This window comes from Marinomonas polaris DSM 16579, from assembly GCF_900129155.1.
In the GTDB taxonomy this organism is placed as follows: Bacteria; Pseudomonadota; Gammaproteobacteria; order Pseudomonadales; family Marinomonadaceae; genus Marinomonas; species Marinomonas polaris.
In genome coordinates, this window is the sequence record NZ_FQVF01000007.1 from 68,959 (window position 1) to 92,434 (window position 23,476).

24 protein-coding genes are annotated in these 23,476 nt (G+C 42.7%); 19 read left to right on the forward strand and 5 right to left on the reverse strand.

Annotated elements, in window-relative coordinates; all coding sequences use genetic code 11:
• The first annotated feature begins 92 nt into the window (after positions 1-92).
• Positions 93-1,151, forward strand: coding sequence for an NAD(P)-dependent alcohol dehydrogenase (locus BUA59_RS08685; protein WP_072839325.1), 1,059 nt, complete (start codon positions 93-95; stop codon positions 1,149-1,151).
• 125 nt (positions 1,152-1,276) lie between these two features.
• Here BUA59_RS08685 and BUA59_RS08690 read toward each other — a convergent pair whose 3' ends face one another.
• Entirely contained in the window at positions 1,277-2,638 is a 1,362-nt protein-coding gene (locus BUA59_RS08690) for an 8-oxoguanine deaminase (RefSeq protein WP_072839326.1), read from the reverse strand.
• Between the two features lie 695 nt (positions 2,639-3,333).
• On the opposite strand from BUA59_RS08690, the gene mnmG reads away from it, so the two are divergent.
• The 13 genes from mnmG (at position 3,334) to BUA59_RS08755 (ending at position 14,886) form a co-directional block, all read left to right on the forward strand.
• A complete protein-coding gene (gene mnmG / locus BUA59_RS08695; RefSeq protein WP_072839480.1) occupies positions 3,334-5,223 on the forward strand; it encodes a tRNA uridine-5-carboxymethylaminomethyl(34) synthesis enzyme MnmG in 1,890 nt (629 codons plus the stop codon).
• A gap of 51 nt (positions 5,224-5,274) precedes the next feature.
• Complete coding sequence (gene rsmG, locus BUA59_RS08700; protein WP_072839327.1) at positions 5,275-5,901, forward strand: 16S rRNA (guanine(527)-N(7))-methyltransferase RsmG; 627 nt, start codon at positions 5,275-5,277, stop codon at positions 5,899-5,901.
• Positions 5,902-5,904: 3 nt separating this feature from the next.
• Positions 5,905-6,672 (forward strand): ParA family protein, encoded by a 768-nt coding sequence (locus tag BUA59_RS08705; RefSeq protein WP_012072131.1) that lies wholly within the window; start codon positions 5,905-5,907, stop codon positions 6,670-6,672.
• Between the two features lie 45 nt (positions 6,673-6,717).
• Entirely contained in the window at positions 6,718-7,602 is an 885-nt protein-coding gene (locus tag BUA59_RS08710; RefSeq protein ID WP_072839328.1) for a ParB/RepB/Spo0J family partition protein, read from the forward strand.
• A gap of 164 nt (positions 7,603-7,766) precedes the next feature.
• The gene (locus BUA59_RS08715; protein ID WP_072839329.1) at positions 7,767-8,174 is read left to right on the forward strand and encodes an ATP synthase subunit I; all 408 of its coding nucleotides are present in this window, start codon (positions 7,767-7,769) and stop codon (positions 8,172-8,174) included.
• A gap of 48 nt (positions 8,175-8,222) precedes the next feature.
• Complete coding sequence (gene atpB / locus BUA59_RS08720) at positions 8,223-9,071, forward strand: F0F1 ATP synthase subunit A (RefSeq protein WP_072839330.1); 849 nt, start codon at positions 8,223-8,225, stop codon at positions 9,069-9,071.
• A gap of 66 nt (positions 9,072-9,137) precedes the next feature.
• Positions 9,138-9,395, forward strand: coding sequence for a F0F1 ATP synthase subunit C (gene atpE / locus BUA59_RS08725; protein WP_012072127.1), 258 nt, complete (start codon positions 9,138-9,140; stop codon positions 9,393-9,395).
• Positions 9,396-9,452: 57 nt separating this feature from the next.
• Positions 9,453-9,923 (forward strand): F0F1 ATP synthase subunit B, encoded by a 471-nt coding sequence (locus tag BUA59_RS08730; RefSeq protein ID WP_012072126.1) that lies wholly within the window; start codon positions 9,453-9,455, stop codon positions 9,921-9,923.
• 11 nt (positions 9,924-9,934) lie between these two features.
• On the forward strand, positions 9,935-10,471 hold the full coding sequence (locus BUA59_RS08735) for a F0F1 ATP synthase subunit delta (protein ID WP_072839331.1): 537 nt from the start codon (positions 9,935-9,937) through the stop codon (positions 10,469-10,471).
• Positions 10,472-10,509: 38 nt separating this feature from the next.
• Complete coding sequence (gene atpA / locus BUA59_RS08740) at positions 10,510-12,054, forward strand: F0F1 ATP synthase subunit alpha (protein ID WP_072839332.1); 1,545 nt, start codon at positions 10,510-10,512, stop codon at positions 12,052-12,054.
• Between the two features lie 82 nt (positions 12,055-12,136).
• Positions 12,137-12,997, forward strand: a complete 861-nt coding sequence (gene atpG, locus BUA59_RS08745) for a F0F1 ATP synthase subunit gamma (RefSeq protein ID WP_072839333.1) — start codon at positions 12,137-12,139, stop codon at positions 12,995-12,997.
• Between the two features lie 29 nt (positions 12,998-13,026).
• Complete coding sequence (atpD, locus tag BUA59_RS08750; RefSeq protein ID WP_072839334.1) at positions 13,027-14,403, forward strand: F0F1 ATP synthase subunit beta; 1,377 nt, start codon at positions 13,027-13,029, stop codon at positions 14,401-14,403.
• Between the two features lie 63 nt (positions 14,404-14,466).
• Complete coding sequence (locus BUA59_RS08755) at positions 14,467-14,886, forward strand: F0F1 ATP synthase subunit epsilon (protein ID WP_072839335.1); 420 nt, start codon at positions 14,467-14,469, stop codon at positions 14,884-14,886.
• Between the two features lie 82 nt (positions 14,887-14,968).
• Here the strand turns inward: BUA59_RS08755 and BUA59_RS08760 are convergent, their stop codons facing one another.
• On the reverse strand, positions 14,969-15,709 hold the full coding sequence (locus tag BUA59_RS08760; protein WP_072839336.1) for a TrmB family transcriptional regulator: 741 nt from the start codon (positions 15,707-15,709) through the stop codon (positions 14,969-14,971).
• A 144-nt stretch (positions 15,710-15,853) separates the two neighbouring features.
• Between BUA59_RS08760 and tcdA the strand changes: the two genes are divergently transcribed.
• The 4 genes from tcdA to BUA59_RS08780 are packed head-to-tail and all read left to right on the forward strand — an operon-like array spanning position 15,854 to position 18,001.
• A complete protein-coding gene (gene tcdA, locus BUA59_RS08765) occupies positions 15,854-16,633 on the forward strand; it encodes a tRNA cyclic N6-threonylcarbamoyladenosine(37) synthase TcdA (RefSeq protein WP_072839337.1) in 780 nt (259 codons plus the stop codon).
• Positions 16,634-16,636: 3 nt separating this feature from the next.
• Positions 16,637-16,954: a N(4)-acetylcytidine aminohydrolase gene (gene yqfB / locus BUA59_RS08770; protein ID WP_072839338.1), complete on the forward strand. Its 318-nt coding sequence runs from the start codon at positions 16,637-16,639 to the stop codon at positions 16,952-16,954.
• A complete protein-coding gene (locus BUA59_RS08775; RefSeq protein WP_072839339.1) occupies positions 16,951-17,358 on the forward strand; it encodes a DCC1-like thiol-disulfide oxidoreductase family protein in 408 nt (135 codons plus the stop codon). The genes yqfB and BUA59_RS08775 overlap by 4 nt, the downstream gene beginning before the upstream one ends.
• Positions 17,359-17,383: 25 nt before the next feature.
• Positions 17,384-18,001 (forward strand): LysE family translocator, encoded by a 618-nt coding sequence (locus BUA59_RS08780; protein WP_072839340.1) that lies wholly within the window; start codon positions 17,384-17,386, stop codon positions 17,999-18,001.
• Between the two features lie 40 nt (positions 18,002-18,041).
• On the opposite strand, the gene BUA59_RS08785 is transcribed toward BUA59_RS08780, so the two are convergent.
• Together BUA59_RS08785 and BUA59_RS08790 are read right to left on the reverse strand one after the other, a co-directional pair.
• Positions 18,042-18,449: a SufE family protein gene (locus tag BUA59_RS08785; RefSeq protein ID WP_072839341.1), complete on the reverse strand. Its 408-nt coding sequence runs from the start codon at positions 18,447-18,449 to the stop codon at positions 18,042-18,044.
• 4 nt (positions 18,450-18,453) lie between these two features.
• Positions 18,454-19,671, reverse strand: a complete 1,218-nt coding sequence (locus tag BUA59_RS08790; protein ID WP_072839342.1) for an aminotransferase class V-fold PLP-dependent enzyme — start codon at positions 19,669-19,671, stop codon at positions 18,454-18,456.
• Between the two features lie 237 nt (positions 19,672-19,908).
• Here BUA59_RS08790 and BUA59_RS08795 point away from each other — a divergent pair, with 237 nt between their 5' ends.
• Positions 19,909-21,474, forward strand: coding sequence for a GntR family transcriptional regulator (locus tag BUA59_RS08795; RefSeq protein WP_072839343.1), 1,566 nt, complete (start codon positions 19,909-19,911; stop codon positions 21,472-21,474).
• Positions 21,475-21,563: 89 nt separating this feature from the next.
• Here the strand turns inward: BUA59_RS08795 and eptA are convergent, their stop codons facing one another.
• Positions 21,564-23,201, reverse strand: a complete 1,638-nt coding sequence (gene eptA / locus BUA59_RS08800; protein WP_072839344.1) for a phosphoethanolamine--lipid A transferase EptA — start codon at positions 23,199-23,201, stop codon at positions 21,564-21,566.
• Between the last annotated feature and the right edge of the window lie 275 nt (positions 23,202-23,476).

Consider the following 23,476-nt stretch of genomic DNA (forward strand, 5'->3'; position numbering starts at 1 on the left):
AAACAATAGCAAGAATGCACAACACAAAATAAAGGATTTTACTCTACACTAGGCGTCACGTATTTCATGTTCAAACACTGGAGTAACAATTTATGAGCCAAGCAAAATCCTATGCTGCACTCTCTGCAACAACCCCTTTAGCACCATTTTCATTTGAACGCCGCGCCCTTCGTGAAGACGATGTAAACATCGATATTCTTTATTGTGGTGTTTGTCATTCTGATATTCATACAGCGGAAAGTGATTGGGGCCCAAGTAATTACCCAATCGTTCCAGGCCATGAAATTGTCGGTAAAGTGACAGAAGTTGGCAGTAAAGTATCTAAATACAAAGTTGGCGATATTGTCGGCGTCGGTTGTATGGTCGACTCTTGTCAGCATTGTTCCCATTGTGCAGCTGACTTAGAGCAATATTGTGATAATGGCCCAGTTGGAACTTACGGTGCTCACGATTTAATCGACGGTACCTTAACTTACGGCGGTTATTCTGATCATATCGTTGTGCGTGAAAAATTCGTCTTATCCATTCCTGAAGCCTTGGAATTGAGTAAAGCAGCACCTTTATTGTGTGCTGGTATCACGACGTATTCTCCACTTCGTCATCACGGTATTAAAGCTGGTGATAAAGTTGGTATTTTAGGCATGGGCGGCTTAGGCCATATGGGCGTGAAATTCGCCAAAGCCTTTGGTGCGGAAGTGACTATTTTCACTCGTTCTGAAAGCAAAATTGCGGAAGCGAAAAAACAAGGCGCGGATCACGTTATTGTGTCGACTGATGAAGAACAAATGAAAGCGGCAGCGATGACGTTTGATTATTTGTTAGACACCATTCCTGTTCAACACGATTTGAACCCGTACCTTGGTTGCTTAAAAGTCGATGGCACGCACATTTTAGTCGGTCTTATCGAACCAATGGAACCAGCGGTTCATGCGGCGAATTTGGTGATGAAACGTCGTGTTCTTACTGGTTCTTTGATCGGTGGTATCGCCGAAACACAAGAAATGTTGGAGTTCTGTGCGGAACACAATATCGAGTGCGATGCTGAAATGATCAATATCCAAGATATTAACCAAGCTTATAAACGTATGAAAAAAGGCGATGTGAAATACCGCTTCATCATTGATATGAAAAGCTTGAAAGAAGAAGCTTAATCGAGCTTTATAGCTCTTTTGGGTTGTCTTAAAATAAGCTGATAGTTAAAAAGCGCCTTTGATAGGCGCTTTTTTTTGTTCTATTTTCTATTGTTCTCTATTTAGAGAGTTAGAGAGCAATTACGCTATTTTTTTGCTAGTAACTTATTCGCTAAACGCTGCGCATGAGCAGAATGTTCAGCCATCAATTGTTGTCTATCAATCCCAATCGCATGACCATTTTCTACCGTCCATTTTCCCGCGATCATCACTCGATCAGCTTTTTGTGCACCACATAATAGAAGTGCCGCTAAAGGATCATGACTGCCTGAAAAGCGTAGTTCATCTAATTTAAAAAGCGCCAGATCAGCTTGCTTTCCAACGGCGATTTCGCCAATGTCTTCACGTCCAAGTACCGCTGCGGAACCTTTGGTCGCCCAACGATAAGCATCGAAGTGAGAAACATTGGCGGAACCATAGCGTAATCGTTGAATATATAAAGCTTGGCGAACTTCCATAATCATATTTGAGCCGTCATTTGACGCGGAACCATCAACACCGAGTCCAACCAAGGCGCCAGCTGCTTCTAGTTCATTATTTCGTGCAATACCCGAACCCAGCATCATGTTTGAGGTTGGACAATGGCAAATTCCCACTTTGGCTTTACCTAACCGAATAATTTCATCTTCATCAAAATGAATACCGTGTGCTAACCACGTTCTATCATGTAACCAGCCGACGCTTTCTAAATAGTCGACGGTACGCATACCAAAGCGCTTTAGACAAAAATCTTCTTCATCTAAGGTCTCGGCAAGATGAGTGTGTAATCTTACATTTTCGGCTTTTGCTAATTCCGCGCTGCTTTTCATAATGTCTGTGGTGACTGAAAAAGGCGAACAGGGTGCTAAAGCGATTTGAATCATCGCGCCTTCACCTCGCTGATGATGGGCTTTAATCAATCGCGCGCTGTCATCAATGATGGTTTTTTCATCTTGAACAGTAGATTGAGGAGGCAAACCGCCATCTTTTTCTCCCAAACTCATGGAACCACGAGTAAACATTGCGCGCATACCAAGAGACTTAGCAACATCAACTTGCACATCGATGGCATTTTCCATACCGGCGGGGAATAAGTAATGATGATCTGCAGCAAGCGTACAACCGGATTCCATTAATTCCACCATGGCAAGCTTGGTCGCGCTAGCAAGCATCTCCGGCTCTAATTCAGCCCAAAGCGGATAAAGAGTCTGTAACCAAGGAAATAACGCTTTATTAAGAGCATCTGGAAAAGCCCGAGTAAGCGTCTGATAAAAATGATGGTGCGTATTGATTAAACCAGGTAAGACAACATGATTAGAAGCATCAAAAATAACATCATAGTGGCTGGTGGGTGTTTTCCCAGCTGCAACCAACTCACAAATTTTTCCATCACGAATCACCACACCATCATCCGCATTGAATGCCAATATCGCTTTAGGTGATTGAATCCAAGTCGCTCGCCCAATCATAGTAATCCTCATCTTTGTCGTTTGATCTGATAAAGATTACTACAAAAGCAAAATAGTTACTCACAGGTGAATATTTTATGAATTGTCTTTCTTTCTCCACAATGACTCACACACCAGCAAAAAGCAGGGTCTAGCGTAATTATTCACATTAGTGATATAGAAAAAATACGCCTAAATGGATTTTTTTTATTTATTTGCTTGTGGATTAAATTTTAAAAAAAAATGCTGAATTTTGTGTTAAAAAACTGATAAATCCTTTTTAAACAACACCTTAATGTATTAACAATACAAAAAAACGCCTGTTGATAAGTATGGTGATAGGTTGATAAGAAGTTTTGCACAGTTTTTAACAACTTTGGCTTTAAAAATCGACTCTGTATAAGTAGCTGTTTTATGCACAGGTTCAGGTTATCCACACCACAAGATAACCAGCCCTGTCTTAACAAGATGTTATCTATGTAAATATTTAATAAATATAGTTTTTTTATTCTTATGCACAGATATTTGCTTGCTATATAAACATAACAAACATAAAAGAACTTATATACTTACTTAAATATATTAATATTGATGACCGGGATAAGTGGGTTTCGATCTCTTTCTTTTTGGAAATTTGCCTATATACTAAGCGGCCTCAATCGATGGTTGATCGTTTTTTATTCATTTTTCTATTTATTAGTAATACCGAGGTTCCTGTGGATTTCCCAAGTCGCTTTGATGTGATTGTGGTTGGTGGCGGACATGCTGGTACAGAAGCGGCTTTAGCTGCAGCACGTATGGGCGTTAAAACTTTGTTACTTTCTCACAACATTGAAACTTTAGGACAAATGTCCTGTAACCCTGCCATTGGTGGCATTGGGAAGTCCCATCTTGTAAAAGAAATAGATGCTTTAGACGGCGCTATGGCATTAGCAACGGATCAAGCTGGTATTCAATTTCGTACTTTGAATTCTCGCAAAGGTCCTGCTGTTCGAGCCACTCGTGCTCAAGCAGACCGTATATTATATAAAGCGGCTATTCGTCATAAATTAGAAAACCAAGAAAATTTATGGCTTTTCCAACAATCTGCAGAAGATCTTGTTGTTGAAGATGGCGCTGCTCGCGGTGTCATTACTCAAACGGGTATACGTTTTAATAGTAAAACTGTTGTTTTAACAGCCGGTACTTTTTTAGGTGGTGTTATTCACATTGGCTTGCAAAACCATTCAGGTGGTCGAGCTGGAGATCCACCATCCATTGGCTTGGCACAAAAACTACGTGCTTTGCCATTTCGTGTTGATCGCTTAAAAACAGGTACGCCACCTCGAATTGATGCTCGAACGGTTGATTTCTCAAAAATGCAAGCTCAGCCTGGTGATGATATTGATCCGGTCATGTCTTACATGGGCAATCGCGCAATGCACCCTCGTCAAATTGAGTGTTTTATTACTCATACCAACGAACGTACACACGATATTATTCGTGCGGGAATGGATAGATCACCTATGTACACTGGTGTGATTGAAGGTGTTGGTCCACGTTATTGCCCTTCTATTGAAGATAAAATCGTACGTTTCGCCGATAAAAACTCACATCAAATTTTTATTGAGCCAGAAGGTTTAACGACACACGAACTTTATCCAAATGGTATTTCGACTTCTTTGCCATTTGATGTACAAATTGAGCTAGTTCGTTCGATGAAAGGCATGGAAAATGCTCATATCATTCGTCCAGGATATGCGATTGAATACGATTATTTTAATCCGCAAGATTTGAAATATTCCTTAGAAACCAAACATATGCCTGGTTTGTTTTTTGCTGGACAAATCAATGGTACAACAGGCTACGAAGAAGCGGGTGCCCAAGGCTTACTTGCTGGTTTAAACGCGGCTTTGCTTGCACAAGATAAAGATGCTTGGACACCTCGACGTGATGAAGCATATCTAGGTGTACTAGTCGATGATTTGATCAGTATGGGTACAAAAGAACCATATCGTATGTTCACTAGTCGTGCGGAATATCGTTTGATTTTACGTGAAGATAACGCCGACATGCGTTTAACAGAGAAGGGCCGTGAACTTGGCTTGGTATCCGATGAACGTTGGGCTGCCTTCTGCAAAAAACGCGAAGCGATTGAGTTAGAAACACAGCGGCTTAAATCTAGCTGGATTGTGCCAAATACGCCTGAAGCGGATAGCATTAATCCAAAACTAGAAACACCGATTACTCATGAGTACAGTTTATTAGATTTGCTTAAACGTCCGAATATTGTTTATTCCGATATTGCGAATTTGAAAAACGGTCTTGATGAGCCGGTAGATGAGCAAGTTTCTGAGCAAGTTCAAATTGCGGTAAAATACGCGGGTTATATCACTCGTCAAGCAGAAGATATTGAGCGTTTACGTCGTCAGGAAAATACGGCATTGCCTGATGATTTGGATTATTCCAAGATGGAAGGCTTATCAAATGAGATCAAACAAAAGTTGACTCAGTTGCGTCCAGCCACGCTTGCTGCGGCTTCTCGAATCCAAGGTGTAACGCCTGCTGCGGTATCCTTACTATTAATTCACTTGAAAAAACGTGCGATTGCGCGCAAAAGTGCCTAGAATCATCAGCCGATAATCCCTAATTGCTATCTTTATAGAAATGGATCGACTGTGACACACTTTGACACTATTCAAAAAGGCGCCCAACAAATGGGCGCTGCTTTATCTGATGAAACGATTCAGACTCTTGTAAAATACCTAGCCATGCTAGAAAAGTGGAACAAGGCTTATAACCTGACTGCTATTCGTGATGTTGAGCAAATGATCTCTTTGCACTTATTAGACAGTTTGGCGACTTTACCCTTTATAACAGGGGACAATATTATAGATGTTGGTACTGGACCTGGCTTACCTGGTATGGTGCTTGCTATATGTTACCCTGAAAAACGTTTCACCTTGCTTGATAGTAACGGCAAAAAAACACGTTTCTTGACGCAAGTTAAGATGGAATTGGGCATTCATAACGCCACGGTGGCAAATGAACGGGTTGAAAAACACAGTCACCAAGGGGAATACGATCACGTTATTTCTCGAGCTTTTGCTTCATTACAAGATATGATTAATTGGACTTTACCTCTTCCAAAAGAGACAGGTAATTTTCTAGCCATGAAAGGGGTTTACCCTAGTGAAGAAATAGCGGCGCTACCAAAAGAGGTTGGTTTAGTATCTGTAGAGCCTCTTAATGTGCCAAATATTCAGGCGGAGCGTCACATGGTAGTGATGACGCGTAAAGGATAAATCATGGCAAGAATCATCGCAGTTACCAACCAAAAAGGTGGTGTGGGCAAAACCACCACCTGTGTCAATTTAGCGGCATCACTGGCGGCAATGAAGCGCCGAGTATTATTAATCGATTTAGATCCGCAAGGTAATGCGACCACTGGAAGTGGCTTTACTAAAGAAGAGTTAGACACTAGCGTTTACGACGTATTGATTGGTTCTCATGGCGTAAAAGAAGTCATGAAAAAAAGCATGCCTGGAGATTATTGGGTATTGCCTGCAAACGGTGATTTAACTGGTGCAGAAGTGGTTTTACTTGATTTACCGAGTAAAGAAACCCGTCTGCGTGCTGGCCTGTACGAAGTCGACAGTGACTTCGATTACATCTTACTAGACTGTCCACCTGCATTGAATATGCTGACGGTAAATGCTTTAGCCGCTTCTCAAGGTGTATTGATTCCGGTGCAATGTGAATATTACGCGTTAGAAGGGTTAACAGCGTTATTGCAAACGATCAATCGTATTACTCAAGCGTTAAATCCGTCTCTAGAGGTCGAAGGTATTTTACGAACCATGTATGATCCTCGCCCCAGCTTAACGCATGATGTATCTAGTCAACTTCATAAGCATTTTGGCAGCAAGGTTTATGATACCGTGATCCCTCGAAATATTCGTTTGGCGGAATCACCAAGTTACGGTTTACCTGTTTTGCATTATGAGAAACAGTCTCGTGGAGCTATCGCTTACCTCGCCTTAGCGGGTGAGTTTATTCGAAAATCTGTCGCATAATTACTGTTTTATAAGCGTACTTTAATACCAATTAGGGTTAATGAAATGACGATGAAAAAAAGAGGTCTAGGTCGTGGCTTAGATGCATTATTAGCACCACAATCAACTCCAACCAATGAGGCTGATAGTGGCTCTAATAGTGAGCAAATAAAAGGCCTAACTTATTTACCTGTGGATTGGCTTTCTAAAGGTAAATTTCAACCTCGTCGTGATATGAACCCTGCGCAATTAGAAGATCTCGCGGCTTCAATTCGTAATCAAGGTATTATGCAGCCTATTGTTGTACGACCAAGTGGCCACAATCAATATGAAATTATCGCGGGTGAACGCCGCTGGCGAGCTGCCAAATTGGCCGATTTAAAGCAGGTTCCTGTCATCGTTCGTCATGTTGAAGATGCGGATGCCGTGGTTCTTGCTTTGATTGAAAATATTCAACGTGAAGACCTAAACCCAGTAGAAGAAGCATTAGCTCTACAACGTCTAGTTGAAGATTTTCACCTTACTCAACAAGAAGTTGCAGATACCGTTGGTAAATCTCGTTCAACTGTAGCGAATCTATTACGTTTGTTAGGATTGACGCCTGAAGTTCGTCGTTTGTTAGAACATGGTGATATTGAAATGGGCCATGCGCGAGCTTTATTACCTTTAGAGCATGACAAACAAATTCAAGCGGCGTCACAAGTTGTCACTAAATCCTTGTCTGTCCGTGAGACGGAAAGATTGGTGAAAAACTTCCAAGTTATTGAAAAAAATGAAGATAGCAAACCTATCCTGCCAGATTTAAGTGCAGAAGCAGAACGCATTAGTCAAAAAATTAATGCGGCGGTAAAAATACAACCTTCAGCCAAAGGAAAAGGTAAGTTGGTTATTGAGTACCGTAACCCAGAACACCTAGAACTCTTGATTAGCGAACTGCTTGTAGGGAAATGAAGCAATTCGTGACAAGTACGTTTTTCTATCTAGACAAGATGCCTTGAAAGTGATCGTGTGAATCGGTTTAAGTTGAACAAGGCAGCTATTACCCATATAATGCCTCGAATTTTGTAAATCATCACATTGATTGCACTTTTATAGTGCGAAAAGAGAGTTGGGTAATGGAGACAAAAAAGCCACTAAGCGCGAGTGCAATTATTAGCGCTAAAAAGAAGGCTATATTTCGTTTCCTTTTATTACAATTATTGCTCACTTTTTTAGTTTCTTTGGGAATTTTTTACGTTGCTGGTGGTCTGTATGGGTACTCGTTTATATTGGGCGCTTTAACCAGCATATTGCCGAGTGTTTATATGGCTTGGCGAATCTTCGGTTACAAAGGGACTCGTCCAGCAAAAGATGTCGTTAGATCATTCTATCGAGGAGAAGCCGGTAAGTTGGCTATGACAGTGGTTTTATTGTCGCTGGTTTTTCTTCTGATAAAACCATTAGCTGCAGGGGCTTTCTTTGCAGGTTTTGGCGGTGCAATTTTGAGCCATTGGCTCAGTCCTATCGTGCTAAGAAATACCTAGTACGGTAGGCAATAGGATTTTAATCATTGAGAGAGCGTGGATATAAGTATGGGTATTGAAAGTCCAACAGCTTCTTCATATATAAAGCATCACCTTCAGAATTTGACCTATGGTCAACATCCTGATGGAACATGGGGTCTTGCCCATGATGCTAAAGAAGCAGCAGATATGGGATTCTGGGCAATTCATGTAGACACTATGGCAATTTCGATTGCTTTGGGTTTCTTGTTTTTATGGTTGTTCCGTAAGGCCGCAAAGAAAATTTCGACAGATACACCGACTGGACTACAAAACTTTGTAGAACTTATGGTTGAGTTTGTTGATGGCAGTGTTAAAGAAACCTTTCATGGTAAGAGTAAGGTCATTGCGCCTTTAGCACTTACTATCTTTGTTTGGGTTTTCTTGATGAACTTCATGGATTTAATTCCTGTTGATTTCTTGCCTGCTGTAGCTCAAATGATTGGTACTTCAGTGTTTGGCGCTGATCCTAATCATGTGTATTTCAAATTTGTTCCAACAACAGATATTAATGCCACATTAGGCATGTCACTTTCTGTTTTTGCTTTGATTGTTTTCTACAGCATCAAAGTGAAAGGCATAAGTGGTTTTGTTGGTGAACTGACGTTACAGCCATTTGGCAAATGGATGATCCCTTTCAACTTATTACTTGAAGGTGTTGGTCTACTTGCGAAACCTGTTTCATTAGCATTGCGATTGTTCGGTAACTTGTATGCTGGTGAATTGATCTTTATTTTGATTGCTATATTGCCTTGGGGCCTACAATGGGCTCTGTCTGTGCCATGGGCGATCTTCCATATTTTGATCATCGTGCTTCAAGCCTTCATCTTTATGATGTTGACTATCGTCTACTTAAGTATGGCGCACGAAGATCATTAATAGTGTGTTCTTTAAAGTAATAATTTTTTAAACCTTATCTAAAACTGTGAAAATGTAGGAGTTAAAATGGAAACTGTAGTTGGTCTTACTGCGATCGCTGTAGCCCTTCTAATCGGTCTAGGTGCCCTAGGTACTGCGATTGGTTTTGGTATTTTGGGTGGAAAATTCTTGGAAGGCGCTGCGCGTCAACCAGAAATGGTTCCAATGCTGCAAGTTAAAATGTTCATCGTAGCGGGTCTTCTAGATGCCGTAACTATGATCGGTGTAGGTATCGCATTGTTCTTCACTTTTGCGAATCCTTTTGTTGCTTTGGTCGCTGGTTAATATTCTGCAAAACTTTGCGGGAATGATTTTTAAACGACTAAAAGCGAGGGTATTAGCGTGAACTTAAATCTCACACTTCTAGGCCAAGCTATCTCGTTTGCTATTTTTGTCTGGTTCTGCATGAAATATGTGTGGCCACCAGTTATTGCTGCGCTCGAAGAGCGTAGCAAAAAAATTGCAGACGGTTTGGAAGCAGCGAACCGTGCTTCACGTGACCTTGAGTTGGCACAAGAACAAGCCTCTCAAATATTACGTGAAAGCAAAGAGAACGCGGCCGAGATTATTGAACAAGCCAACAAACGTGCGAACCAAATGGTCGACGAGGCAAAAGAGCAGGTGATTGCCGATGGCAAGCGTCTGCGCGAAGCAGCTCAAGCAGAGATCGAACAAGACGTTATGCGTGCTAAAGAAGCATTGCGTGCTCAAGTTTCCGTTCTTGCATTTGCTGGTGCCGAGAAGATTTTGGGAGCCACCATTGACGAAAAAGCACATAGCGAGATCGTTGAACAGCTCGCCAAAGAGCTTTAAGCGAGGGTCTAATGGCTGAATTAAAAACAGTCGCGCGACCGTACGCTAAAGCGGTTTTCGAAGTTGCTAGAGAGCAAGGTCATATTTCAGAGTGGGCAGATATGTTAAACATATTAGCTGCTGTGACTGTTGAACCTAAGCTTAAAAAAGCACTTGGGAATCCAGCTTTTAGTGCGGAAGAGAAGGCAAACGCTCTAGCGGACGTTTGTGCAGAAGTAACAACAGAACAAGGCAAAGCATTTTTGTTAGCTCTTGCTGTGAATAAGCGTTTATCGCTTCTTCCTGCTATTTCTGAGTTATTTTTACAGTTCAAACTGAATTTCGAAAAAGCCGTAAATGTTCAATTTACGTCTGCATTTGAATTAACAGTAGAACAAACACAAGCATTAGCCGCTTCACTGGCTAAAAAGTTGGACCGTACAGTCAACTTAACCAGTGAAACAGACGCAAGCCTAATTGGTGGCGTGGTTATTCGTACAGGTGACTTAATCATCGACGGTTCAGTACGCGGTAAATTAGCGAAACTGGCCGAGGCGATAAACTCCTAGCGTTTCGTTAAATCGAAACCAGGGTTGAGGAATTTAGCATGCAGCAACTGAATCCATCTGAGATCAGCGAGATTATCAAGAAGCGCATCGAGAACCTCGATGTATCTTCTGATGCCCAAAATGAGGGCACAATTGTCAGCGTGGCAGACGGTATCGTTCTGATCCACGGCTTGGCAGATGTTATGTACGGGGAAATGATTGAATTCCCTGGTGGTATTTACGGTATTGCTTTGAACCTAGAGCGTGACTCTGTCGGTGCAGTAGTACTTGGTAAATACCAAGACCTTGTAGAAGGTCAAAAAGTTAAATGTACAGGTCGTATATTGGAAGTTCCAATCGGTCCTGAATTGCTTGGTCGTGTTGTTGACGCATTGGGTAACCCAATCGACGGCAAAGGCGCTATCAATGCAAAACTAACTGATAAAGTTGAAAAAGTGGCGCCAGGCGTTATCGAACGTCAGTCAGTTGATCAACCGATTCAAACAGGTTACAAAGCCATTGACGCTATGGTGCCAATTGGTCGTGGTCAACGTGAGTTGATCATCGGTGACCGTCAGATTGGTAAGACTGCATTAGCAATTGACACCATTATTGCTCAGAAAGATTCTGGCATTAAGTGTGTGTACGTAGCGATTGGTCAGAAACAATCTACAATTGCTAACGTCGTGCGTAAGCTTGAAGAAGCTGGCGCAATGGAATACACCACAGTAGTAGCAGCTGGCGCATCTGATCCAGCAGCAATGCTTTACATAGCGCCGTACACTGGCTGTACTATGGGTGAATATTTCCGTGACCGCGGTGAAGACGCATTGATCATTTATGATGATTTGACCAAGCAAGCTTGGGCTTACCGTCAGATATCTTTGCTTCTACGTCGTCCGCCAGGTCGTGAAGCCTACCCAGGTGACGTATTCTACCTTCACTCTCGTCTTCTTGAGCGTGCATCACGTGTAAACGTTGATTACGTAGAGAAATTCACCAATGGTGAAGTGAAAGGCAAAACGGGTTCTTTGACCGCATTGCCAATCATCGAGACTCAAGGTGGTGACGTATCTGCATTCGTACCAACCAACGTTATCTCCATCACAGATGGTCAGATATTCTTGGAAACGAGCTCGTTTAACGCCGGTATTCGTCCAGCGATGAACGCAGGTATTTCGGTATCTCGTGTAGGTGGTGCAGCACAAACTAAGATCGTCAAGAAACTTGGCGGTGGTATTCGTCTTGCATTGGCTCAGTACCGTGAATTGGCGGCTTTCGCTCAGTTCGCATCTGACCTAGACGAAGCGACTCGTAAGCAGTTAGAGCACGGTAAACAGGTTACTGAACTGATGAAACAAAAGCAGTTCTCTCCTATGTCTGTAGCTGATATGGGCGTAGTTCTTTACGCTGCTAATGATGGCTTCCTTGAAGATGTTGAAACAAGCAAAATTGGTAGTTTTGAAACTGCTTTGTTGAGCTACATGAACAGTGAACACACTGATCTTATGGCTGACATTAACAAAACTGGTAATTTTAACGGCGAGATTGAAGCGACCTTTAAAGCGGCAATCGAGAAGTTTAAAGCGACGCAAACTTGGTAATGAGTTTGGTGACAAGCGATTAAAGCTTGTCACCACTTTCTTGCAGTTTGTGAAATAACATTCTCACAAGGGCAGTTCTATTATGGCAGTCGGAAAAGAGATACGTACTCAGATTTCGAGCATTAACAATACGCGTAAAATTACTCGTGCTATGGAAAAAGTAGCTGCAAGTAAAACGCGTAAAGCTCAGGATCGTATGGCCGCTTCTCGTCCGTATGCGGAACGAATTCGCCAAGTAGTTGGTCATTTGGCCAACGCGAATCCTGAGTATAAACACCGTTACCTTACCGAACGTGAGGCGAAGCGTGTTGGTTATATCGTAATCTCTTCTGATCGTGGTTTATGTGGTGGTTTGAACGTTAACGTGTTCAAAAAAGCCATTAGAGATATGAAACAGTTTGCTGATACTGGTGTTGAAATAGACATCTGTGCGATTGGTGGCAAAGCCGTTTCATTCTTTCGTAACTACGGCGGAAATGTAACAGCAGCCTTCACCGGTTTAGGTGATGCACCAAAAGCTGACGACTTAGTCGGTAGCGTAAAGGTGATGCTAGACGCATTTGATGAAGGTCGTATTGATCGTCTTTATGTGGTTTCAAATGAGTTCGTGAATACCATGACTCAAAACCCGACGGTTGAACAACTTTTGCCATTAAAAGCGGAAGAGAATACAGAGTTAAAGCACCACTGGGATTACATTTATGAACCGGAAGCCGTTGAAATTTTGAACGAATTATTGGTTCGCTATATTGAATCTCAAGTATATCAGTCAGTGGTTGAGAATATTGCGTGTGAACAAGCAGCTCGTATGCTTGCGATGAAAAACGCAACAGACAACGCCGGCGATATCATTGATGAATTGCAGTTGGTGTACAACAAGGCTCGTCAAGCAGCGATTACTCAGGAAATTTCTGAGATAGTCAGCGGCGCGGCAGCGGTTTAAGGTATTTAGGTATTTAAGAGGATCCGAACATGAGTAGCGGACACATCGTACAGGTTATTGGCGCGGTTATGGACGTGGAATTCCCACGTGATAGCGTGCCAAAAGTATATGATGCCCTGACCATTGAGGGTAAACAGTTGGTGTTGGAAGTTCAACAACAACTAGGCGACGGTATTGTTCGTACCATCGCAATGGGTTCCACTGACGGTATTAAACGTGGCTTGGTTGTAGAAAATACAAACAAACCAGTTTCTGTGCCAGTTGGTACTAAAACACTAGGACGTATTATGGACGTTCTAGGTAATCCGATTGACGAAAAAGGCCCAATCGGCGAAGAAGAGCGTTGGTCAATTCACCGCGCAGCTCCTTCTTATGCTGAGCAGTCTTCTAGCAACGAATTGCTAGAAACGGGTATCAAGGTTATCGACCTTGTTTGTCCTTTCGCGAAAGGTGGTAAAGTTGGTCTGTTTGGTGGTGCCGGTGTAGGTAAAACCGTAAACATGATGGAACTTATCCGTAACATCGCAATCGAGCACAGCGGTTACTCTGTATTTGCTGGTGTTGGTGAGCGTACTCGTGAAGGTAACGACTTCTACCACGAGATGACAGACTCGAACGTAATCGATAAAGTATCTCTAGTATATGGCCAAATGAACGAGCCACCAGGTAACCGTCTACGTGTTGCTTTGACTGGTTTGACTATGGCTGAGAAGTTCCGTGACGAAGGTCGTGACGTACTTTTCTTCGTAGATAACATCTACCGTTACACGCTTGCGGGTACAGAAGTATCTGCATTGCTAGGTCGTATGCCATCTGCGGTAGGTTACCAGCCTACACTTGCTGAAGAGATGGGTGTTCTTCAAGAACGCATCACCTCTACTAAGACTGGTTCTATCACGTCTGTTCAAGCGGTATACGTACCTGCGGATGACTTGACTGACCCGTCTCCAGCAACAACGTTCTCTCACTTGGACGCAACCGTTGTATTGTCTCGTGACATCGCATCTTTGGGTATCTACCCAGCGATCGATCCTCTTGACTCTACTTCACGTCAGCTTGATCCACTAGTTATCGGTCAAGAGCATTACGACGTAGCACGTGGCGTTCAAATGGTATTGCAGCGTTACAAAGAATTGAAAGACATTATCGCAATCTTGGGTATGGACGAGTTATCTGAAGAAGATAAACAAACGGTTAACCGTTCTCGTAAAATCCAGCGTTTCTTGTCTCAGCCTTTCTTCGTAGCAGAAGTATTCACTGGCTCTCCAGGTAAGTATGTTTCTTTGAAAGACACGATTCGTGGCTTTAAAGGCATCTTGGATGGTGAGTTCGATGATCTTCCAGAGCAAGCGTTCTACATGATTGGTAGCATCGACGAAGCTGTCGAGAAAGCTAAGAAACTTTAACCATCACGCGTAGCAAAAGCGTTGTAAAACGCTTTTGCTAAGTATGACTAAGAGAGGCAACTTATGGCTATCACAGTACACTGCGATATCGTAAGCGCTGAACAAGAGATTTTTTCCGGTACGGTACAATCTCTTGTGGCTGCAGGCAGCTATGGCGATTTGGGCATTATGCCTGGTCACGCGCCATTGTTGACTACTCTGCAACCAGGTCCTGTTCGTGTGGTTAAAGAAAATGGTGACGAAGAGATAATCTTCGTGTCCGGTGGCTTCCTAGAAGTTCAACCGCACCGCGTCACCGTCTTGGCTAACACAGCCACTCGTGCAAGAGATCTGGACGAAGAGGCGGCACTAAAAGCTCAGGAACATGCTAAAGAGCTTTTGGCTAACCAAAAACCTGACGTCGACTACACTCGTGCGACAGTGGAACTAGCAGAAGCTATGGCCCGCTTGCGTACTATTCAGCAGTTCCGCGATCACAAATAAGCGGTAATGTTGAGTTTGAAGTCAAAAAAGCAGCCTAAGGGCTGCTTTTTTATTGCCTGCTATTTGAGTGGAACGTTGCTTTTTAGAGCATCTTCCATAAGGTATCGAAGATGATCTGCTGTGCTTTGGCGATGTCTTTAGATTCCAATACCACGGCAGAAGGGAAGTTGTTACTCGCTAAAGAAATAATCGCACATTTGGGCGGATAGATAGCAATATAGCTGGCGTCGACCGAACCTTCCGTTTTAATCCACTTACGTTCAGACAACTGTGCTTCTTCACCACCATCTCCAAGCGCGATCACTTTTACATTAATACCAAGCTTCACGCGTTGCTTTGTGTAGTTGGGAAAAGGGCGATACAAGAAAGGGCGAATAGGTTTAGAAGAAAACACACAATATTCTTTGTGGTCTTGTTGCGATACCACGTTTAAAATATCGCGTAAAACCCACTCTATGCCATCATCACCTTCGTAATAACGTACATTGGTTTGATGATAATCTGGCTGCTGCTGATGCAAATTAGGAATGATAGTGTTTTTCAGGTTTTCAATAGTTTTGTCTAGGCGGTTGCGTTTTTCTTCCGCTAAATTTAGAAGAATATCTGGGTTTTCAGCGGTAAATAATCGGCGTTTTCCTTTTGGAAAGTAGCTAACGATGCCTTTGCTTTGTAACTGTTTTAGCGACTCATATGCCGTGCCGCGATTGATGCCGCTGTGTTCGGCAATATCTCGAATGGAAGAAGGGCCTAACTTTAATAGAGTTTGATAAAGTTGAGTTTCTCTTGGCGTCAAACCAAGCATTTCAAAAGCTTGCTGAATCATAGGGCTCACAGTACCTGGTGATTATTTATATAAATCTTTGCACGCAAAGATTTTTGATAGAAAGTAATTCGTCTTTGCTAGGTTCAAAGAATACACTTATTGGCATAAAAAGCGCAGGGTAGAACCTTTTGCGAGGAGATAAAAGTGACAAACGATCAACGATTTGGTGGCATTCGCCGTTTATATGGCGATGCAGCGTATGAGTTTTTTACTCAAGCACACGTTTGTGTCATCGGTATTGGGGGCGTTGGCTCTTGGGCGGCTGAAGCCTTGGCACGTTCAGGTATTGGTAAAATTACGTTGATCGATATGGACGATGTTTGCATCACTAATACCAACCGCCAAATTCACGCATTAGATGGAAACATTGGTCAATCGAAAGTTGATGTCATGGCAGAACGTATCAAGTTGATTAATCCGAATTGCCAAGTAACCTGCATAGAAGACTTTATTACCCCTGAAAACATCTCTGAGCTGCTCTCTACGCCGTTTGATTACATTATTGATTGCATTGATAGCATCAAGCCAAAAGCCGCTCTGATGGCGTGGAGTAAGAGTAACAAGCGTAAAGTCATCACAGTCGGTGGTGCGGGCGGTCAAATGGACCCAACCAAAATACTCATCGGCGATCTCTCTAAAACCGAAAAAGATCCACTTGCTGCCAAACTACGCAACTTCCTGCGACGTTATTACAACTTTACCCGTAATCCGAAACGCCGCTTTGACATTGAATGCGTGTATTCCACCGAGCAATTAAGTTATCCGCAAGGCGACGGCACGGTTTCTCATCAACGTTTAAAAGGCGATACGGAAACCAAAATGAATTGCGACACTGGTTTTGGTGCTAGTACCGCAGTTACGGCTTCCTTCGCGTTTGTGGCGGTGTCGAGAGTATTGGAAAAACTGGCACAGAAGGCGAATTAAGCAATGACACCGACAACCATGACTTTCTTTGAACGCTTTGAGGCCGATATTCTATCTGGCAAGAAGACCATTACCTTGCGTGATGTAGCTGAAAAGCACTATGTCCCTGACTCAGTTGTGACTGTGTTTACCTTCGAAGACGGTCGTGAGTTTTGTCGATTAAAAATATTGTCTGTCGAGCCGGTCTTGTTTGACGCTCTAACGGATTATCATGCCGAGCAAGAAAACATGACCTTGGATGAATTGAGGGAAGTGATTCAGGACATTTACCCAGGGATTCAAGAGCTGTATTTGATCTCTTATCAGCTGGTTGATGCATGACAAACAAGCAGATTCTGCTCATCTATGACAAAGAATGTCCCGCCTGCCATTTTTATTGCCAAATAGTTCGTATACGTCAAAGCGTCGGAGAGTTAGTACTCATTGATGCTCGCGACAATCCAGAGGTTATGGTAGAAGTTAATGCTAAAGGCTTAGACATAGATCAAGGCATGGTCTTGAAAATGGATGGACAGCTTTACTATGGCGCGGATGCAATCCATCTTTTAGCCTTGCTTAGCGGCCGATCTGGAGTGTTTAACCGCTTGAATTATTGGCTGTTTAGTTCCAAAAAAGTCGCTGCTATTTTGTACCCAGTGTTAAGATCTTGCCGTAATGTGTTATTGAAAATATTGGGAAAAACCAAGATTAATAATTTAGAGCAAGATGGTAATGATAGGTTTTAACTAAGATAAAAGAAGGAAAATGAAAATGGATTATTGGTTGTTTTTATTGATTTGCTTAGTGGCGACTTTTTCACCTGGCCCAGCGATGTTACTTGCTATAAAAAACTCCGCCAGCTTTGGCTTTTGGCAATCCTTGCGAGGCATTGCAGGAAATATTGCGGCAGTCATGACGCTAGCCAGTTTATCGGCTGCAGGGTTGGGAGCTATTATTCTGGCTTCTGATTTACTGTTTAGCCTGATCAAAGTTATTGGCGGCTTATACTTAATATATCTTGGTGTTAAAGCTTGGAAGTCTCGATATACGAAACCTGATACACAAACGGATTCTAAGTCATTGGGTTCCGGCAAAAAACTTTTTATGGAAGCGTATGTAGTTGGAATGAGTAACCCGAAAGCCATCGCATTTTATACTGCGGTGTTTCCTCAGTTTATCGATTTAAATCAAGCCGTTCTGCCGCAATTCTGTCTATTAGCAGGGACATTTGCCTGTTGCTCTTTTGTTGGGCTGAGTATTTATGCGTTAGCAACCACATCAATTAGCCAGTATTTAGCGAGAGATAATATTAACCGGATCTTTCATCGATTAACTGGCGGAATATTTATAGGCTTTGGATTGTCATTGATCTTGGTAAATAAAAGTTAAGTAACAGGTATTGTGAAGTAAAAGAAAAGGTATCTAAACCTTATACCGTGTTGATTTTGTTCAAAATCGCTAACACACCATTGGTTCTAGAGCTGGTTAGGTAACTTGATAAGTTAAGCTCGGCTAGCTCTGCTTTGAGGTCCATTTTTTGAATATCCGCTAGCATTTTTCCTTCTACTAAGCTCAATATGGCGACTAATACACCGCGCATAAGTTTGGCGTCGCTGTCGGCTTTGAAGTGGCGTATGCCATGACTTTCTTCAACGACTAGCCAAACGGCACTTTCGCAGCCTTTTACCTTGTTTTCTTCGGTTTTTTTTTCAGCAGACAAGCGCGGTAAGGTTTTGCTTAACGTCACCAAAGCCTTAAAGGTTTCTTCTTTGCTACGGCAAGCTTGCAGCAGGGCTTTTATGTTTACTGGCTTTTGTTGTCCTAAAGAGTCCGTCATAGTGTTACTCATCGTTTAATAGGTCTATGGCTTCTAGAAGAACATCGCAGAAACGATTAGCTTCTTCCATGGTGTTGTAACAGGCGAAAGAGGCACGCAAGGTTCCAGCAACACCAAGTTGTGCCATTAACGGATGGGCACAGTGGCTGCCAGCTCGAACCGCTACACCTTGGCTATCTAGGTAAGCGTTCAAATCCAAGATATGAATATTGGGTACACTTAGTGAAACCAAAGTAGTGTTTTTCTCGGGCGAATAAATTTCGATGCCACCTTCTTTATGAAGACGTGAATATACGTGCATGGCGAGGGATTGTTCCCAAGCTAATAACGCCAGACGATCCTGAGCGTTAAGAAAATCACAGGCCGCCGCCAAGCCAATAACGCCTTCGATGTGTGGCGTTCCTGCTTCCAAGCGATAAGGAAGCACATTGAACTCTGTGGCTTGATACGAAACATGACGCACCATTTCGCCGCCCGTTTGGTAGGGCAGCAGAACTTCCAAAGCGTGGCTTTTGCCATATAACACGCCAATACCCGTTGGGCCATACATCTTGTGGCCAGAGAAGATATAGAAGTCACAGTCTAATATTTGCACATCAATAGGATAGTGCGCCACGGCTTGAGCGCCATCGACAAGGGTAAAAGCGCCTTGTTGCTTGGCATGATCGAGCATTGTTTGCAGCGGTGTGCTTACGCCGATGGCATTGGAAATCTGTGTCGCCGCAAAAATACGCGTGCGATCCGTGAAGTAGTGGCTGAATTCGGGCTCCCATTCGCCATTGGATGTTAATGGCAGAATGCGTAATCGAGCGCCAGTGCGAAAGGCTAATTGCTGCCAAGGCACTAGGTTGGCGTGATGTTCTAAACTAGTGATGAGTATCTCATCGCCTTTTTCGAGCAGATGCTCTAAACCAAAAGCGACCGTATTGATGGCTTCTGTCGCGCCTTTTGTCCAAATCACATGGCTTTGTTCTGGCGCATTAATAAAGCTTGCGATCGTGTCTCGGGCTTGCTCAAAACGGTTGGTTGCTCGGTCGCTAAGGAAGTGCGCACCACGATGAACATTGGCGTTAAAGCTTCGGTAATAGTCCTGAATTGCATCCAATACTGGCAACGGCTTTTGCGTCGTCGCTGCATTATCTAAATAGGTTAGCGGATGATCATAGGCTGACTGCGCCAAAATTGGGAATAGGTGACGAAGCGAGGATGGGTCAAAAGCCATGAATACTCTACTTTAGGGTTGTCTACTTTGGTTTTTAACAATGGGCGGATTTTAATTGGTGATGCTAGTGGCTTAAAAGTCTGAACCAAAAGTCATGAAATCTGCGCTAAATTGGTGAAATTGTACCTTAACTCCCATCAAAATCGTGAATTATTGGGCTTTTACTTGCGTTTTTTTAAGACAACTATAATGATTGATAACAGATACTAGATGACAAACTAGAAAAGGTACAAAACGGTGGCGGATTTTTTATATAAAGGTGTGGTGGATTGGTTCTTGGATCAGATGTCACAAGAGGCCATTGTGCCCGGTGATAAAATGCCGTCCTTACGAGCTTTATCGAAACAATTGGGCCTGAGCTTAAATACGGTCATACATGGTTATGAGTTGTTAAGCGAAGATGGTTGGATCGAGTCTCGGCCTAAATCTGGTTACTTTGTTTGTCACCGTAGCGAGACAAAACCGGCATTGTTATTGGCTGGCGAAGAATTACGTGAACTCGCCAAAGACGGTACTAAGCCAGCTTGGGCATGTCTTGCGCATCGAGCGGCCTTGGTTGATCAAAGCGATACTTTTTTAAGCCCTGCAGTGCGTCAGGAAGAAGTCCATCTGCCTGTATTGGGTAAAGGCCATTTAGCGGCCCGTGAAGCCGTTAGTGAGCATTTAAAAGGGCTTGGTATCAAAGCTCATGCATCACATCTTTGGCTAGGACGTTCTCCTTTAGCAATCTTCACTCAAACCTTGCAAACACTGACTCAACGTGGCGATAGCGTGTTGGTGTTAACGCCTTGTGATCCGCGGATTACTACTACATTACAAAGCTTAGGACGACAAGTGATTGCCCTGACAGCAGGTGAACGCGGCGTCGATTTAGATTTAGCGATTCGTTGCTTACGAGATAAATCCATTCGTCTGATTGTATTGCCGGGACAGTTCTCGTTTCCTGCTGGCCAGTTGGTGAGTAATTTAAGTCTGCGTCGCTGGTTAGCAATTATTGAAGAAACCAAGCTGCCAGTGATTGAGTGGGATTTGTGCTCACATTTGGCGTATCGCGCTGGATCTATGATGACCTACAAGTCACTGGATTCGTCTGATCAGATTGTTTATATCGGCGGCGTGGAATCAAAAGGTGTAGATCGCTCTGCAAGCTGGTGTTTGCCTGGTAAACATCAAGCTTTGTTGGAAGGCGCTTTCTTAGGCGCTGATATGGCGTTAAGCGATGCGCAACAAATGGCCTTGAGTGATGCGTTACAGCCACATAGTAAGCGCTCATTAATGAAACGCGCGAGAGAGGTTTGGGCTAATTCTGAGCGCGTTAAAGCGCACCTAGAAACGTGTCTCGGCGAGCATGTTAGTTTTGCTGCTAGCAAAGGTGGTATGTCACTTTGGATGCGTTTATCGAAACCATTAGATGTTGCCAGTATGACTGCATTGCTAGCCAGTTTCCGCCACGCGATTGTGCCCGGAGCCTTGGTTAGCCATGAAGCCGACGCTAATCATTGGTTGGCGGTGAATGTCACCTTGGACGATGTGGAACCGTTAGCAAAAGCTCTGGCGGAGCATTTGGTCGTTGATGAAGCTAAATTAGCGGTTGAGCCTGTAGAAACAGTCATTGAAAAGATAGAAGAACAAGCTGTAGAGACTCTTGAGCCAGTGGAAGAGAGCGAGCAAACAGAAGAGCTTGTCGAAGCGATAGAAAGTGATTTAGCGCAGCCTGAGAAGGAAGCTAAAAAGTCTCGTAATGCCACAACAGAACCACTTTATAACCCGATGTTGGATTTAATTAATCACGACTTTGGTTAGAGCCCAAAAAGAGTCATGTTTTCTAGAAAATGACAAAAACAATAAAGGCCAGATTTACTGGCCTTTATTGTTTATTCGCTAGTCTATGGCTATTGTTGGCGCGCAGCCCTGAACATATCTAGGTCTTTATTATAGATTTCGCTGTTCATATCAAAGGCACCCATGACACTATGGAAAATATTCGCTTGGGTGCTTTGTTCTCGTGCTCTTAGTTTATCGATAGAGATATGCCTCTGATCAATAAAAGATGGCGACATCCACACAAAGAACGGCACTTTGAATTGTTGCTCAGGTGCAATGGAATAAGGTGTTCCATGTAAATAAATACCACCTTCGCCAAGTGACTCTCCATGGTCAGATACATAAAGATAAGCGCTGGAGGTGTCTTTCAATCCTTCTAAAGTTTTGCGTAACTGATCTAAGAAATGATCGTTATATAAGACGGTATTATCGTAGGCGTTAATTAGCTCCTCTTGTGTGCAGTTACTAAGCTCGACCGAACGACAAATAGGTTTAAAGACCTCAAATTCTTTTGGATATTTGCTGTAATAAGATGGTCCATGACTGCCTGTTTGATGCAGAACAACAAAGACTTTTTGTTTATCTGATGCCTGAATTTGCTCAGCTAGATGACTTAATAACACGCCGTCATAGTCGCATTCACTGCCTTCACAGTTCTTTTTCAAATCCCCTGAACTTAAATAGCTGGCCACTTTAATTGGTGGTTCTCCCCAGTTTTTGGAGCGCCAAAAAACGTCAATACCTTGTCTTTGCAGGTAACTTGGCAAAGGTTCAAATTGCTCGGAGAAACTACCACTTGGGTTATTGTGTGAAAGAATACATTTCACAGATTCGGTAGTGTAAGTGGCGCAAGAGGTCGCATTTTTTAAGGTAACGACATTTTCAGATGCGGTTAGCAAAGGATTGGTTGGTTTGTCATAGCCGTATAGGGAAAAATTCTCCGCTCGCGCTGATTCACCAATGACTAACACCACAACGGTTTTTTCATTTGAACCAAAGGTGGCATCTGGTAATAGAGTTTGTACTACATTTTCTTTCGCTAACTGGTTTTGATAGCGAATCGTATTACCTACGTAAGACCATGGCATGATTCGGCCACCTAATTGTTTGGCATGATCATCAATCCATAGCCAATGACTTTGTGACTGCCAAATCCAAGTAGACGTGACTATGACGGTGATAATGAGATGCGCGAATAATCGTATTCTTGAGGTTTTTTGAACCGATGCACGAATGATTAACCAAGCTGGTAAGACGCCAAGCAGAATAAAATAAATGGCCAGCTTTGGGCTTAAAAATTGTCCAGATTCTGAATATTGGGTGTTAAAAATATTGCCTATCATGGTTCTGTCTAAGATGACGTTATAGGTCACCACGAAATACACTGCCAATGAGTTTGCAAGTGCAAACACCATACACACAGCTTTACCTAAGCGTCTAGATAAAATAAACAAAACATAAAGCACAAGAGTGGTGACTAGATAAATAGCGGCAAAAACGGTCATAAGAGTTTGCAAGCTATTCAGCGTAAAGCCATCTAGATTTTTTATCGAAAAAGAAAACAAAGGCCAGTTATATAGCGCTGTATTTAGTAGCGTTAGCAAAATAACAAAGCTTGAAGTACTAGGTTTTGTTCTAAAACCCTGTCTGAAGAAAGAACATAGCCCCGAAGTGAATCGGGACAAAATAGTGTGGTTACGCTTCATTTGGGATATGTATTCCTGTTGACCTTGTTGTTCCTAGATTAAGGAAAATCTAGCGAAGAAAAACCTAGATGGAAAAATAACTCGTGATTATTCGCCTATTAACGGGGATTTCATCATGATCATCAATCCTTCTTTTACCTTTTGTTTGCTAACCTTACACAAAATCACAAAAAAAAAGATAAACATTCCTTTAGCTACATATCTTTAATTCATATTTCACTTATTTTTCATCCAATATGCATAAAATGTGAATATTGAAGTTTTATATTTATTTA